The organism is Kitasatospora sp. NPDC043950 (genome assembly GCF_056435345.1).
On the sequence record NZ_JBWKER010000077.1, the window covers coordinates 1 to 15,287 of the forward strand.

Here is a 15,287-nt window from a genome sequence, read left to right on the forward strand (position 1 = left end):
CCCCCCCCCCCCCCCCCCCCCCCCCCCCCCCCCCCCCCCCCCCCCCCCCCCCCCCCCCCCCCCCCCCCCCCCCCCCCCCCCCCCCCCCCCCCGCCTGGCTGTACCGCCGGCCGTCAGCGCATGGAGCCCGTGCGCAGGAGGGTGCGGATGACGCGCATCGCGACCGAGAGGCTGGACAGCTCGTAGTTGTCCGAACCCCTTATGTCGTCGAGGGTGCTCTTGGCGCGGTTCAGCAGGGTGGCGTTGAGGTCCGCCCAGGCGCTGTAGCGCTCCTCCGGGGTGGCGCCCTCGGGGCCGCAGGCGAGGATGTCGGCGGTCAGCGCCGCGTGCGCCGCGAAGAGGTCCTCGCGGATCGCGGCCCGGGCCATCGACGACCAGCGGTCGGTGCGGGGCAGCTCGATGATGCGGTCGAGCAGGTGGGTGATCTGGAGGCGGTCGGCGAGGTCGTAGTAGAGCTCGGCGACCTCGGCGACGTCCTTGTCGGAGCGGTCCGCGACCTCGCTGATGTCCAGGGTCGGGAAGGTCGAGGAGAGGCCGGCGATCCGGGTGGCCAGTTCCTCCGGCACCCCGGCCGAGGCGAGCTCGTTGTAGACGGCCTCGAACCAGACCAGGTCGTCGCCGCGCAGCGGCTTGGGCAGCGAGCCCCAGACCTGGTCGACCCGGTCGTGGAAGAACTCGATGGTGCCGGCGATGTCGAGCGGCTGGCGGCGGTTGTTGAGCATCCACCGGGTGGCACGCTCGACCAGGCGCCGCGAGTGCAGCCGCATCTTGGTCTGGACCCGGGCCGTGACCTCGTTGTCCAGGCCCTCGATCTCGGCCCAGATGTCCTCCAGGTCGAACACGGCCCTGGCGGCGGTGTGGGTCCGGGCGATCTCCTCGTAGGTCGCGCCGGTCTCCTCCTTCAGCCGGAAGGCGAAGGTGCAGCCGCCGCGGTTGATCGTGTCGTTGACGATCAGGGTGGTGATGATCTCGCGGCGCAGCGCGTGGTTGTCGATCGCGTCGGCGAACCGGGCCCGCAGCGCGCTCGGGAAGTAGTCGTGCAGCGCGGTGCGGAAGTACGGGTCGTCGGGCAGCGCGGTGGCGAGCAGCTCCTCGGCCAGCGTGATCTTGGTGTACGCGAGCAGGACGGACATCTCGGGCTGCGAGAGGCCGCGGCCGTTCTGCTGGCGCTCGCGGATCTGGCGCTCGGTGGGCAGGAACTCCAGGCCCCGGTCGAGCTGGCCGGCCGACTCCAGCCGGTTGATCATCCGGGAGTGGACGTTGACCATGCTGTGCGCCTGGGCGACGGCGTTGGCCAACACCACGTTCTGCGCGTAGTTGTTGCGCAGCACCAGGTGGCCGACCTCGTCGGTCATCTCGGCGAGCAGGACGTTGCGCTGCTTGACCGTCATGTCGCCGTCGGCGACGACCTGGTTGAGCAGGATCTTGATGTTGACCTCGTGGTCCGAGGTGTCCACACCGGCCGAGTTGTCGATGGCGTCGGTGTTGATCCAGCCGCCGGCGCTCTCGGGGCCGCCGACCGCGGCGTACTCGATGCGGCCGAGCTGGGTGCAGCCGAGGTTGCCGCCCTCGCCGATGACGCGGGCCCGGACCTGGTCGCCGTTGACGCGGATGGCGTCGTTGGCCTTGTCGCCGACCTCGGCGTTGGTCTCGGTGGAGGCCTTGACGTAGGTGCCGATGCCGCCGTTCCAGAACAGGTCGACCGGCGCCTGGAGGATCGCCTTCATCAGCTCGGCCGGGGTGAGCCGGGTGTCCTGGACGCCGAGGGCGGCCCGGACCTGCGTGCTGAGCTGGATCGACTTGGCGGTGCGCGGGAAGACGCCGCCGCCGGCCGAGATCAGCGACTTGTCGTAGTCGTCCCAGGAGCTGCGGGGCAGTTCGAAGAGCCGGCGCCGCTCGGCGTAGGAGGCGGCGGCGTCCGGGTTCGGGTCGAGGAAGATGTGGCGGTGGTCGAAGGCGGCGACCAAGCGGATGTGCTCGCTGAGCAGCATGCCGTTGCCGAAGACGTCGCCGGACATGTCGCCGATGCCGATGACCTTGAAGTCCTCGGTCTGGGTGTCGACGCCGAGCTCGCGGAAGTTGCGCTTGACCGACTCCCAGGCGCCGCGGGCCGTGATGCCCATGCCCTTGTGGTCGTAGCCGGCCGAACCGCCGGAGGCGAACGCGTCGCCCAGCCAGAAGCCGTAGGACTCGGCGACGCCGTTGGCGATGTCGGAGAAGGTCGCGGTGCCCTTGTCGGCGGCGACGACGAGGTAGGTGTCGTCCTCGTCGTGGCGGACGACGTCGGCCGGGTGGACGACCTCGCCGGCGACCAGGTTGTCGGTGATGTCGAGCAGCGCGGAGATGAACGTCTTGTACGAGGAGATGCCCTCGGCCAGCCAGGCGTCCCGGTCGACCGACGGGTCCGGCAGCTGCTTGGCGACGAAGCCGCCCTTGGCGCCGACCGGCACGATGACGGTGTTCTTGACCATCTGCGCCTTGACCAGGCCGAGGATCTCGGTGCGGAAGTCCTCGCGCCGGTCGGACCAGCGCAGACCGCCGCGGGCGACCTTGCCGAAGCGCAGGTGCACGCCCTCGACCTGCGGCGAGTACACCCAGATCTCGAACGCGGGGCGCGGGGCCGGCAGGTCCGGGATGGCCTTCGGGTCGAACTTCATCGACACGTAGGAGTGCCAGTCACCGGAGCCGTCGTGCTGGAAGAAGTTGGTCCGCAGGGTGGCCGTGATGAGGTGCAGGAAGGAGCGCAGGATGCGGTCCTCGTCCAGCGAGACGACCTCGTCGAGCGCGCCGGACAGCTCCTCCAGGATGCCCTCGGTCAGCTCGGCGGCGCCCTGCTGGTGGCTGGGGCTCAGCCGGGCCTCGAACAGGTTGACCAGCAGCCGGGTGGTGTGGGTGTTGTTGCGGAGCGCGTCCTCCATGTAGTCCTGGGAGAACGTGGAGCCCGCCTGGCGCAGGTACTTGGCGTACGCGCGCAGCACCGTCGCCTGGCGCCAGGTCAGCCCGGCGGTGAGGACCAGCTCGTTGAAGCCGTCGTTCTCGGCCTTGCCGGTCCAGGTGGCGGCGAAGGTCTCCTGGAAGCGCTCGCGGGCCTCGTCGGTGAGCTCGGTGGCCTCGCGCAGCCTCAGGCCGAAGTCGTACACCCACGCGGTGGTGTCGTCGGAGCGGCGCAGCGCGTACGGGTGCTCGTCCAGCACCTCGACGCCCAGGCGCTGGAGCACCGGCAGGACCTCGGTGAGCGAGATCGGGCCGCCGACCCGGTAGACCTTGAAGCGGCGCTCGTCGTCGCCCGCGCCGACCGGCTGGTACAGGTTGAGGCGGAAGTCGCCCTCGCCGTGCAGCGACTCGATCTGCTTGATGTCGGCGACGGCGGTGCGCGGCGGGAAGTCGGCGCGGTAGCCGTCGGGGAAGGCGTTGGCGTACTTGTGGCCGAGCTCGGCGGCCTTCTCCTCGCCCAGTTCGGTGTGCAGCTGGTCGTGGAAGCCGTCCATCCAGAACCGGGCGGCCTCGGCGAGGCGGTTCTCGATCCGCTCGATGTCGGAGTCGGTGAGCCGCGGCAGTTCGGTGCCGGGGGCGACGCGGACCACGAAGTGCAGACGGGTCAGCACCGACTCGGTGGCGTACACCGTGTAGTCGATGGTGGCGCCGTTCAGCTCCTCCTTGAGGATCTCGGTGAGCAGCAGCCGGATCCGGGTGGTGTAGCGGTCGCGCGGCAGGTAGATGAACGCGGAGAAGTAGCGCCCGTACTCGTCCTGGCGCAGGAAGAGCCGCAGCTTACGGCGCTCCTGGAGGTACAGCACGCTGGTGGCGATGGAGATCAGCTCGGAGGCCGCGGTCTGGAACATCTCGTCCCGCGGGAAGGTCTCCATGATCTGCAGCAGGTCGCGGCCGTCGTGGCTCTCGCTGGAGAAGCCGGAGCCTTCGAGCACCTCCTGCACCTTGCGGCGCACGACCGGGATGCGGGTGACCGACTCGGTGTAGGCGGCGGAGGAGAACAGGCCGAGGAAGCGGCGCTCGCCGATCGGCTCGCCGGCGGCGTTGAACTTCTTGACGCCGACGTAGTCCAGGTAGGACGGGCGGTGCACGGTGGAGCGGCTGTTGGCCTTGGTGAGGACGAGCAGCTTCTTCTCGTGGGCCTTGGCGCGGACCGGCGCGGAGAGGCGGCCGAAGGCCTCGCTGGCCGGGTGGTGGTGGTCGTCGTGGCCGCGCGGGTCGGAGCGCAGGATGCCGAGGCCGGTCCCGGCGACGGCCTTCAGGACCTCCTCGCCCTCGTGCTCGACCAGGTCGTACTCGCGGTAGCCGAGGAAGGTGAAGTGGTCGTCGGCGAGCCAGCGCATCAGCTCCCAGGCCTCGCCGACCTCCTGCTCGGGCAGGCCGGTCGGGGGCTCCTCGGCGAGCTCGTCGGCCAGGCGCAGCGCGCTCTCGCGCATCTTGCTCCAGTCCTCGACGACCTCGCGGACGTCGCCGAGCACCCGGCGCAGGTCGGTCTCGATCGCGCGCAGGTCGTCGCGGTCGGTCTCGCGGTCGATCTCGATGTGCATCCACGACTCGACGGTCGCGTCGGCGGGCCACTCGGTGCCGGCGGCCTGGCTGCGGGAGCAGGCGTCGACGTCCAGGATCTCCAGCAGCTTGCCGGTGATGTCACGGCGGACGACCAGCTGGGGGTGGATCACGACGTGGATGGCGCGGTCCTGGCGGGACAGCTCGTTGGTGACGGAGTCGACCAGGAAGGGCATGTCGTCGGTGACGACCTCGACCACGGTGTGGCCGCAGGACCAGCCGTTCTCCTCGACCGAGGGGGTGTACACCCGCACCTCGGCGGTGCCCTGCGGGCGCTTGAGGCCCAGCCGGTAGTGGGAGGCCGCCGCGCCGTAGACGTCGACCGGGTCGCGGTCGACCAGGTCCTCGGGCGCGGTGTGGAGGTAGTAGTGGTGCAGGTACGCGGTCAGAGCGCCGTTGCTCAGGCCTTCCCCCGGCGCCGCTCCCCCCACCTGGCTGTTCTCAGCGGCTGTGGCTGCCTTCTTGAGCAGGTCGGCCTTGGCTGCGTCCAGCTTGGTCTGCATGACTTCTTGGCTCCTGTCGCGCGCCGTTGCGTGACTCGGTGGTGTGTGGGTGTACACCGACGGGTCACTCGCAATCCTGCCGCACCTTCCAACTGAAAAGGCTTCATGGCACGCATGAAATACCTTCGCAGTGGGTAGGACGATTCGTCCTGCGGAGCCACCCGACGACGCCAGCCAGCCTAACCGGATCAATCGAAGGTGGACAGGGACAGGGAGGCGCAAACCCGCAGGATGATCGGTCCGTCCTGGACACCATGTCCAAACCGGAGCCTCCCGTTCACTCTCAGCCCATGTGCGGGTACCGCAGGTCCGTGGGGGGAACGAAGGTCTCCTTGATCGCGCGGGCCGAGGTCCAGCGCAGGAGGTTCTGGGCGGCGCCCGCCTTGTCGTTGGTCCCGGAGGCCCGGCCGCCGCCGAAGGGCTGCTGGCCGACGACCGCGCCGGTCGGCTTGTCGTTGATGTAGAAGTTCCCGGCGGTGAACCGCAGCGCCTCGACCGCCTGGGCGATGGCGTAACGATCCTGCGCGATCACCGAGCCGGTCAGGCCGTACGGGGCGCCGGAGTCGACCCGGCGCAGCACGTCCTCCCAGCGGGCGTCCTCGTAGACGTGGACGGCCAGGATCGGACCGAAGTACTCCGTCCGGAAGATCTCGTTGCGGTAGTCGGAGGAGACCAGGACGGTCGGCCGGACGAACCAGCCGATCGCGTCGTCGTACTGGCCGCCCGCCGCCAGCTCGATCGTCGGATCGGCCTTGGCCCGCTCGATGGCGTCCCGGTTCTTCTCGAACGCGCGCCGGTCGATGAGGGCGCCCATGAAGTTGGAGAGGTCGGTGACGTCGCCCACCGTCAGCGCGTCCACCTCGGCCACCAGCTCGTCCTTGATCTTCTGCCAGAGGCTGCGCGGCAGGTAGGCCCGGGAGAGCGCCGAGCACTTCTGGCCCTGGTACTCGAACGCGCCGCGGACCAGCGCCGCCTTCAGGATCGCCGGATCGGCCGAGCGGTGGGCCAGCAGGAAGTCCTTGCCGCCGGTCTCGCCGACGATCCGCGGGTACGTCCGGTAGCCGCCGATGTTGGCGCCGATGGTCTGCCAGAGCGACTGGAAGGTGGCGGTGGAGCCGGTGAAGTGCAGCCCGGCGAGCGCCGGGTCGGCGAGGGCGACCGCGGACAGCTGGACGCCGTCGCCGGTGACCAGGTTGACCACCCCGGGCGGCAGACCGGCCGCCTCCAGCAGCCGCATCAGGTAGTACGCGGCCAGGGTCTGGGTCGGCGCGGGCTTCCAGACCACGGTGTTGCCCATCAGCGCGGGCGCGGTCGGCAGGTTGCCGGCGATCGCGGTGAAGTTGAACGGGGTGATCGCGTAGACGAAACCCTCCAGCGGGCGGTGGTCCACCCGGTTCCAGACGCCCGGTGCGGAGATCGGCTGCTCGGCCAGGATCCGCCGGGCGAACTGGACGTTGAACCGCCAGAAGTCGATCAGCTCGCAGGCGGAGTCGATCTCGGCCTGCTGCGCGGTCTTGGACTGACCGAGCATGGTGGCCGCGTTGAGGGTCTCCCGCCAGGGCCCGGCCAGCAGGTCGGCGGCCCGCAGGAAGACCGCCGCCCGGTCGTCGAAGGACAGCGACCGCCACTGCCGGCCCGCCGCGAGCGCCGAGTCCACCGCCGCGCGGGCGTCCTCCCGGGTGGCGTTGCCGAGCACCCCCAGCTTGGCGGCGTGGTGGTGCGGCTGGACGACGTCGATCCGCTCACCGCCGCCGAACCGCTGCTCGCCGCCGATGGTCATCGGCAACGGGATCTGCTCGGCCGCCAGCTCGTCCAGCCGCCGGACCAGCCGGTCCCGCTCCGGGCTGCCGGGCGCGTACCCCAGCACCGGCTCGTTGACCGGGAGGGGCACCTCGGTGACTGCGTCGATCGGCATGGCGGCTCCGTCCTGCTGACTGCTCCGGTGGGAAGGCCCGATCCACCGGACAGGCCCTGGTCCAGCCTGACCAGCGGCCGCGCGATCCGCCCGCTCAGACACGCGGACGGCGGACGTGGCGCCCGCCACGCCCGCCGCGGACGGTCAGCCCCGCCCCAGCCGCCCGGCCAGCTCGACCGCCTCCGCCAGGCTGTCCACCACCGGCACCCCGAGCGGCTCCAGCTTCTCCCGGGTGTGCGAGCCGCCGGTGTAGAGCACCGCGTGCGCACCCGCGCCCAGCGCCGCCCGGGCGTCGTCCGCGGCGTCGCCGATCAGCACCGTACGGGCCGGGTCCACCCGCTCGCCGAGCGCGGCCAGGTGCCGGGCCAGCTGCTCCGCCTTCTGGCCGCCGGACGGGCCGCTGCGGCCGTCCACCCGCAGGAACCGGCCGGTCAGGCCGAAGGCGTCGACCAGCGGCAGCAGCTTCTCGTGCTCGTACATCGACAGCAGCGACTGGCTGTGCCCGGCCTCCCGCCAGCCGTCCATCAGCTCGTGCACGCCGTCCGTCAGCCCGCAGGCCGGGCTCAGCTCCCGGTAGCGGTCGTGGAAGGCCTCGTCCAGCCGGAGCCACTCCTCCTGGGACGGCATCCGGCCGAGCAGCCGCTCGTAGAACCGGGGGATCGGGATCTCGTACTGCTCGCGGTACTCCCGCATGGTCATCGGCCCGACGCCGATGGTCGCGAACGCGGCGTTGCTCGCGCCGAGCACCGCCTCCATGTCGTGGAAGAGCGTGCCGTTCCAGTCCCAAACGATGTGTGTAGCCACGCGCGAAACGGTAACCCCGACCACCGACACGCCGGTAGGACGGGGCTCACGCACCCTGCTGCTCCGCTCCGGCGCGACCGGCCGTTCAGGCCAGCAGCGCGGAGATCTCCTGGGTGGCGAACCAGAGCAGGTCGTGGTCCTCGGCCCCGTCCACGGTGAACTGGGCGTCCTGGTCGCCCGCGTCGGCCGCGGCCACCGCCGCCACCGCCGCCGCGACGTCCTCGACCACCTCGCCGTCGGCGACGTCCGCGTGCACCGCCGCCGCCTTCGCCAGCGACAGCGGGCCGGCCAGCACCACCCGGCCGAGCGAGGCCTGGTCCTGGTACTCGTCGCCGGGGAACGGCCGGACGGCCGAGTCGGCCACGTCCAGGGCCACCACGACCCGGCGGCGCGGGGCGTCCGGGTCGGCGGCCAGCAGCCGCAGGGAGGACTGCGCGGCCCGGTTCAGCGCCGCGTACTCCAGTTCCTCCAGGTCGTCACTGACGTACCACTCGCGCAGCGCGGGCGTCACGGCGTAGGCCGCGGACTGGTCCAGGGCACCACCCGGGTGCGCCGCCGCCAGGCCGTTCAGGGTGGTGGGCACGTACACGCGCATCGGTGGCACTCTCCGGTTCGTCCAGCGGCACAGCTTCCAGCGCCCCAAGAATAAGCGCCGCCGGGCCGGGCGTGATCACCTCGGCCCGACTCAGCGGGCGGCCCGCAGGGCCTCACCGCACGTGCGCAGGGCGCTCTCCAGCACCGCGTCGCGGCGGGCCGGGTCCATCATGTTCGGGCCCATCACGGCCAGGTCGGCCGGCGTCGGCGCGAGCAGCCGCACCCGTACGCCCTCGGCCCGCAGCAGCACGGCCTCGCGCAGCAGCTGCCGGGTGACGGCGCGGCGGTAGCGACTGACCAGCTGGGCCAGCACGCCGCGCGGGCGGTCCCGGGCGCGCCACTCGCGCAGCGCGGCGAGGGAGCCCGCGAGCCCGCTGGTGCCGGCGACCCCGCCGGCGTCGGCGTCGGCGTCGGCGCGGTCGGCACGGTCGGCACGGGGGCGCAGCCGCAGGGCCATCGGGGCGAGCACGTACACCTCGTCCAGGCCGCGGCCGAGCAGCAGGTCGGCGTTGGTGGCGGACCAGCAGCCGCCGTCCACGTACGCCGAGCCGTTCAGCCGCACCGGCGCGAACCAGCCGGGGATCGAGCAGGAGGCCATCACCGCGTCGGCGACCGCGACCGCCGGGGCGTCCGGGTCCCCGAAGACCACCCGGCGGCCGCTGCGGTAGTCCACGGCCGCCACCCGCAGCGCCGCGGCCCCGGCGCCGGCCTCGCCGTCGGCGCCCGGCGGCGGCCAGCCGCCCGGGCCGAGCAGGCCGCGCACCAGCTCGCCGACCGGGGCCAGCGAACCGCGGCCGGGCGGCGCCATCGCCGACACCATGGTCAGCAGCGGGTACTCGCGCGGGTGCCGGACGGCGTCCCGCAGCAGGCCGGGCGAGCCGATGCCCGCCCCGGGGCGGGGCGGCAGCGCGCCGCCGGCGGCCGTGTCGTAGTCGAAGTCCACCCCGGCCAGCGGGCCGTCGGTGATCGGCAGGCCGCGCTGGTGGTCACGCAGTTGCTCGGTGCGGACCCCGCCGGCCAGCATCGCGCCGAGGATCGAGCCCGCCGAGGTGCCGAGCAGCACGTCCGCGTGGCCCGGCCGCCAGCCGGTGGCCTCCTCGACGGCGCAGAGCGCGCCGACCGTCCAGGCCGCACCGAGCATCCCGCCGCCGCCCAGCACCAGGCCGCGCCGGGGTGCGTCCCCGGTCGGCGGGGCGGTGCCCGCGACTGCCGGAGCCGGAACCGCCGCTACCCGTGTCGTCATCGCGGCCGCCCGTCGTCGTGGGTGCGGTCGTGGCCGCCCGGCCCCGTCCCGCTCCGCGCGGTTCCCGATCAGGCTCCGATGGTGCGCGCCGACGGCCGGGCACCGCAACGGGGGCGGCGATTCGGGCCACCCGGTCCGGCGCATCGAACCGTCCTCTTTCGGACCGTACGGCCCGCCCACGCACGTCAATCGGGCACCGTGCGACCGCGCGCCGGGCCCGGCACCGCACTGATCGATTCACTCGGATAGGTGAACTTGCCGGTCACTCCGGGGGCAGCGGCAAAAGCCCTTGCCGCCCGACACGGCCCACCGCTAGCAAGGACCCGTCCGCACCCGCACCACCGTGTCGAGGAGCCCACCGTGACCGCACCGCTCACCGCCCGCCCGCACCGCCGGCCGCGCACGACCGCCGCCCACGACCCGGCCGGGCGCCGCCCGCGCCACCCCCGCGCCGCCTGCACCGGCCCGGGCGGCCACGACCCCCGGGCGCTGGCCTCCCGCTTCGCCCACCAGCTGGTCGAGGTGCTCACCGGCGCCCGGCCCTCCGGCCAGCTGATGCGGCACACCAGCCTGGACGGCTACGGGCAGCTCGCCTCCCTGGTCCGGGCCGGCGCGCTGCGCCGCGGCGGCGCCGCCGACCGGCCCCGGCTGGGCCCGGTGCACGACCGGTCGCCCTCGCCCGACGCGGTCGAGGCCTGCGTCCGGGTCGACCTCGGCCGGCGGCACCACATGGTGGCCTTCCGGCTGGAGCAGCGCGGCCAGGCCGGGCAGTGGCAGTGCACCGCCGTGGAGGCCCGATGACCACGGCCGTCACGGCGACCACGGTCGTCACAGCGGCCAGGGCGGCCACAGCGGCCCCCACGACCGCGTGCCGGCCCGGGACGGCACAGGGCGCCGCCCCCGTCCGGGAGCGGCGCCCTGTGCGGCGTCCTGCGGCCTGCTCAGCCCTTGCGGCGGCGGCCCTTGGCCGACTTCGCGGCCTTGCGGCGCTCGGCGCGGGTCAGCCCGTCGCCCTCGTCCTCCGGCGCGAGGTCCTCGAAGTCGCCCTCGATGACACCGCCGCCGACCTCGTCCGAGGGGGCCGTGTAGTGCAGCCGCTGCGGCTTCGGGGCCTCCAGGCCCTTGGCCTTGATCTCCGGGCGGGCGGCGTCCTTCTCCAGCTTGTCGAGCAGCACCTCGGCGTCCGCGACCGGGACCTCCTCGACCTGCTGCTCGACCTGGACCTCCAGGTTGAACAGGTAGCCGACGGACTCCTCCTTGATGCCCTCCATCATCGCGGTGAACATGTCGAAGCCCTCGCGCTGGTACTCGATCAGCGGGTCGCGCTGCGCCATGGCCCGCAGGCCGATGCCCTCCTGGAGGTAGTCCATCTCGTAGAGGTGCTCGCGCCAGCGGCGGTCCAGCACCGACAGCACGACCCGGCGCTCCAGCTCACGCATGATCTCGGCGCCGAGCTGGTCCTCGCGGGCGCCGTACTGCGCCTGGATGTCCTCCTGGACGACCTTGACCAGGAACTCGGAGGTCATCCCGGCGGAGCCGCCGGCCTCCTCCTCCAGCTCCTCCAGGTCAAGGGTGAGCGGGTAGAGCTGCTTGAGCGCGGTCCAGAGCTTCTCCAGGTCCCAGTCGTCCTCGAAGCCCTCGCCGGTGGCCGCCTTGACGTAGGCCTCGACGGTGTCGTCCATGAAGTGGCCGACCTGCTCCTGCAGGTCCTCGCCCTCCAGCACGCGGCGGCGCTCGCCGTAGATGACCTCGCGCTGGCGGTTCAGCACCTCGTCGTACTTGAGGACGTTCTTGCGGATCTCGAAGTTCTGCTGCTCGACCTGGGTCTGCGCGGAGGCGATCGCCCGGGTGACCATCTTGGACTCGATCGGCACGTCCTCGGGCACGTTGGCCATCGACAGCACGCGCTCGACCATGCCGGCCTTGAACAGGCGCATCAGGTCGTCGCCCAGCGACAGGTAGAAGCGGGACTCGCCCGGGTCGCCCTGACGGCCGGAGCGGCCGCGCAGCTGGTTGTCGATCCGGCGGGACTCGTGCCGCTCGGTGCCCAGCACGTAGAGGCCGCCGGCCTCCTTGACCTCGTCCTGCTCCGCCTTGACCGAGGCCTTGGCCTTCTCCAGGGCGGCGGGGAACGCGGCCTCGTACTCCTCCGGGGTCTCGGTCGGGGTGAGCCCGCGCTGCGCCAGCTCGGCCGCCGCGAGGTGGTCGGAGTTGCCGCCGAGCATGATGTCGGTACCGCGGCCGGCCATGTTGGTGGCGACAGTCACGGCGCCCTTGCGGCCCGCCTGCGCGACGATCTGCGCCTCGCGCTCGTGGTGCTTGGCGTTCAGCACCTCGTGCGGGATGCCGCGCTTGCGCAGCTCCTGCGAGAGGTACTCGGACTTCTCCACCGACACGGTGCCGACCAGCACCGGCTGGCCCTTCTCGTGCTTCTCGGCGATGTCCTCGACCACGGCGGCGAACTTGGCCGGCTCCGACTTGTAGATCAGGTCGGGCTGGTCGATGCGCAGCGGGTTCTTGTTGGTCGGGATCGGCACCACGCCGAGCTTGTAGATCTGGTGGAACTCGGCGGCCTCGGTGGTGCCGGTACCGGTCATGCCGGCGAGCTTGTCGTACAGGCGGAAGAAGTTCTGCAGGGTGATGGTGGCCAGCGTCTGGTTCTCGTTCTGGACCTCCACCCCCTCCTTCGCCTCGATCGCCTGGTGCATGCCCTCGTTGTAGCGGCGGCCGGCCAGGATGCGGCCGGTGTGCTCGTCGACGATCATGACCTCGCCGTTCATGACGACGTAGTCCTTGTCCGCCCGGTACAGCTCCTTCGCCTTGATGGCGTTGTTCAGGAAGCCGACCAGCGGGGTGTTCACCGACTCGTAGAGGTTGTCGATGCCGAGGTAGTCCTCGACCCGGGTGACGCCCTCCTCCAGGATGCCGACGGTGCGCTTCTTCTCGTCGACCTCGTAGTCGCGGTCGATCTTCAGGCGCAGCACCAGCTTGGCGAAGTCGGCGTACCACTTGGTCGCCTGGTCGGCCGGGCCGGAGATGATCAGCGGGGTGCGGGCCTCGTCGATGAGGATCGAGTCGACCTCGTCGACGACCGCGAAGTTGTGGCCGCGCTGGACGAGTTCGTCCTTCGACCAGGCCATGTTGTCGCGCAGGTAGTCGAAGCCGAACTCGTTGTTCGTGCCGTACGTGATGTCCATCGAGTACTGGTGCTTGCGCTCGGCGGGCGTCATGTTGCCGAGGATCACGCCGACTTCGAGGCCGAGGAAGCGGTGCACCCGGCCCATCCACTCCGAGTCGCGCTCGGCGAGGTAGTCGTTGACGGTGATCAGGTGGACGCCCTTGCCGGTGAGCGCGTTCAGGTACGCGGGCAGGGTGCCGACGAGGGTCTTGCCCTCACCGGTGCGCATCTCCGCGACGTACCCGTGGTGCAGGGCCGCGCCACCCATGAGCTGAACGTCGTAGTGCCGCTGACCGAGCACCCGCTTGGCGGCCTCGCGCACCGTGGCGAACGCCTCGGGGAGGATGTCGTCCAGGGTCTCGCCGTCCGCGAGCCGCTGCTTGTACTCGTCGGTCAGCGCGCGCAGCTCGGCGTCGGTGAGGTTGACGAAGTCCTCTTCGATGGAGTTGACCTGGGCAGCAATCCGCTGCAGCTTGCGAAGGATCTTGCCTTCGCCGGCGCGCAGGATCTTGTCGAAGACGGACACTTGGGCGGGCTCCTTGCCTGTATTGGCACTGGACGACTGCACGGCGGGTTCACCCCACCGCACGGGCCATCGTATGCGAGGAGTCCAATGCCCCGGGAGGTGCGTCAGCACGGTATTCCCGTGTCACCCGCGCGAGCACTTGATCCGATAGCACCGCCCACCGGGACAAACCGGTCAGCGGATCGAGGGGTCGGCTCGATATTCGGATGCCCGAATTCCTCTCTCCACGGAATAATCCGCCCATGGAAGAGCCCCGCACCGTCACCCTCACCACGGACCGCCTCGTCCTGCGGGCCCCGCAGGAGTCGGACATCGACGCCGTCTTCGCCGCCTGCCAGGACGCCGAGATCCAGCGCTGGACGGTCGTCCCGAGCCCGTACCGGCGCGAGGACGCCGAGTACTTCGTCCGCGACCTCGCCGCGCAGGGCTGGCGCACCGGCGAGAACCGGATCTGGTGCGTGTTCGAGCGCGGCTCCGACGCCCTGGTCGGCACCCAGGGCCTCGTGCTGCGCCACGGCGACCCGGGCTCCGCCGAGGTCGGCTGGTGGGCGACGAAGGAGTTCCGCGGCCGCGGCTACACGGTCGAGGCCGCCCGCGCGGTCGCCCGCCACGGCCTGGTCGAACTCGGTCTGCGCCGCCTGGAGTGGCAGGCCTACGTGGGTAACGAGGGCTCCCGCGCGGTGGCCGAGAAGGTCGGCTACCGCTTCGAGGGCACCCTGCGCTCGTACGCCGAGCAGCGCGGCACCTTCCACGACGCCTGGGTCGCCTCGCTGCTCGCCTCGGACCTCCCGGACCTCCCGGACCTCCGCCCCTGACGTCCGCGCCGGCGCCCCCCGACCGGCTGTCGGTGCCCCGGACTACCCTCGCCGACATGACCGCCCTGCCTGCCGCCGGCTCCCCCGCCGGCCCGCCGCCCGTCACCGTCCTGAGCGCCGACGAAGCCCGCCGGATCGCCCTTCGCGCCCAGGGCCTGCTCGGCGCGCCGGACCGCCGGGCCGGGGTGCGCGGGGTGCTGCGGCACCTGGGCGCCGTCCAGTTGGACACCATCTCGGTGCTGGCCCGCTCGCACGAACTGGTGCCGTACGCCCGGCTCGGCGCGGTCGGCCGTCCGGCCGTCGAGGCGGCGTACTGGGGCGCGGGCACGAGCTTCGAGTACTGGTCGCACGCGGCCTGCATCCTGCCGGTCGAGGAGTGGCCGCTGTTCGCGTTCCGGCGCCGCCGCTACCGCGAGCGCGGCCACCTCTGGGGCCACCAGGTGACGCCCGAGACGTACCGGCACGTGCTCGACAAGCTGCGCGCCGAGGGCCCGTTGACCTCCACGGAGCTGGGCGGCGCCAAGAAGACCGCCGAGTGGTGGGACTGGTCGGACACCAAGATCGCGGTGGAGCGGGCGCTGGCCTTCGGCGACGTGGTCTGCACCGAGCGCCGGAGCTGGAAGCGCGTCTACGCGCTGGCCGAACAGGCCATCCCCGAGGCGCTGTTCGGGCAGGACCGCACCGACCGGGAGTGCGTGCGCACCCTGGTCGCCCAGGCCGGGGCCGCGCTCGGCGTGGCCACCCGGGCCGACCTGCTGGACTACCACCGGCTGCGCGCCGAGGAGCTGGACCCGGTCCTCGCGGACTGCGGGCTCGTCCCGGTCGAGGTGGCCGGCTGGGGCCCGGGCGGCGGCGCGGCGGCGGCCTGGGCCGACCCGGCCGCGCTGGCCACCACCCCGCGCGGGCGCCACCGCACCACGCTGCTCTCGCCGTTCGACTCGCTGATCTGGGACCGCGCACGCACCGAGCGGATCTTCGGCATGACGCACCGACTGGAGGCCTACACGCCCAAGCACAAGCGGGTGCACGGCTACTTCGCGATGCCGCTGCTGGCCGGCGGCCGGCTGGTGGGGGGGGGGGGGGCGGGGGGGGGGGGGGGGGGAGGGGGGGGGTGGGGGGGGGGGCCTTTCGTGGGGCGGAGGGAACGGGCGC

General features: G+C 72.2%; 9 protein-coding genes. 3 read left to right on the forward strand and 6 right to left on the reverse strand.

Annotated elements, in window-relative coordinates:
• Positions 1–113 precede the first annotated feature (113 nt).
• The 5 genes from AC07BF_RS34250 to AC07BF_RS34270 form a co-directional block, all read right to left on the reverse strand.
• A complete protein-coding gene (locus tag AC07BF_RS34250) occupies positions 114–5,060 on the reverse strand; it encodes an NAD-glutamate dehydrogenase (protein WP_478334381.1) in 4,947 nt (1,648 codons plus the stop codon).
• A 283-nt stretch (positions 5,061–5,343) separates the two neighbouring features.
• Positions 5,344–6,969, reverse strand: a complete 1,626-nt coding sequence (gene pruA / locus AC07BF_RS34255; protein ID WP_363587374.1) for an L-glutamate gamma-semialdehyde dehydrogenase — start codon at positions 6,967–6,969, stop codon at positions 5,344–5,346.
• A gap of 150 nt (positions 6,970–7,119) precedes the next feature.
• Entirely contained in the window at positions 7,120–7,779 is a 660-nt protein-coding gene (locus AC07BF_RS34260) for an HAD family hydrolase (protein WP_363587346.1), read from the reverse strand.
• An 85-nt stretch (positions 7,780–7,864) separates the two neighbouring features.
• A complete protein-coding gene (locus tag AC07BF_RS34265; RefSeq protein ID WP_478334382.1) occupies positions 7,865–8,374 on the reverse strand; it encodes a DUF6912 family protein in 510 nt (169 codons plus the stop codon).
• A gap of 90 nt (positions 8,375–8,464) precedes the next feature.
• Positions 8,465–9,616, reverse strand: a complete 1,152-nt coding sequence (locus tag AC07BF_RS34270) for a patatin-like phospholipase family protein (RefSeq protein ID WP_478319403.1) — start codon at positions 9,614–9,616, stop codon at positions 8,465–8,467.
• 360 nt (positions 9,617–9,976) lie between these two features.
• On the opposite strand from AC07BF_RS34270, the gene AC07BF_RS34275 reads away from it, so the two are divergent.
• Positions 9,977–10,417 carry an Rv3235 family protein gene (locus tag AC07BF_RS34275; protein ID WP_063349159.1) on the forward strand — a complete coding sequence of 147 codons (441 nt, stop codon included), beginning with the start codon at positions 9,977–9,979 and terminating at the stop codon, positions 10,415–10,417.
• 140 nt (positions 10,418–10,557) lie between these two features.
• Here AC07BF_RS34275 and secA read toward each other — a convergent pair whose 3' ends face one another.
• Positions 10,558–13,320: a preprotein translocase subunit SecA gene (secA, locus tag AC07BF_RS34280; protein ID WP_363587342.1), complete on the reverse strand. Its 2,763-nt coding sequence runs from the start codon at positions 13,318–13,320 to the stop codon at positions 10,558–10,560.
• Positions 13,321–13,562: 242 nt separating this feature from the next.
• Between secA and AC07BF_RS34285 the strand changes: the two genes are divergently transcribed.
• Positions 13,563–14,135, forward strand: coding sequence for a GNAT family N-acetyltransferase (locus tag AC07BF_RS34285; protein WP_363587340.1), 573 nt, complete (start codon positions 13,563–13,565; stop codon positions 14,133–14,135).
• Positions 14,136–14,191: 56 nt separating this feature from the next.
• Positions 14,192–15,287 (forward strand): winged helix-turn-helix domain-containing protein (locus AC07BF_RS34290; RefSeq protein ID WP_478334383.1); only part of this gene is annotated, 1,096 nt, incomplete at its 3' end.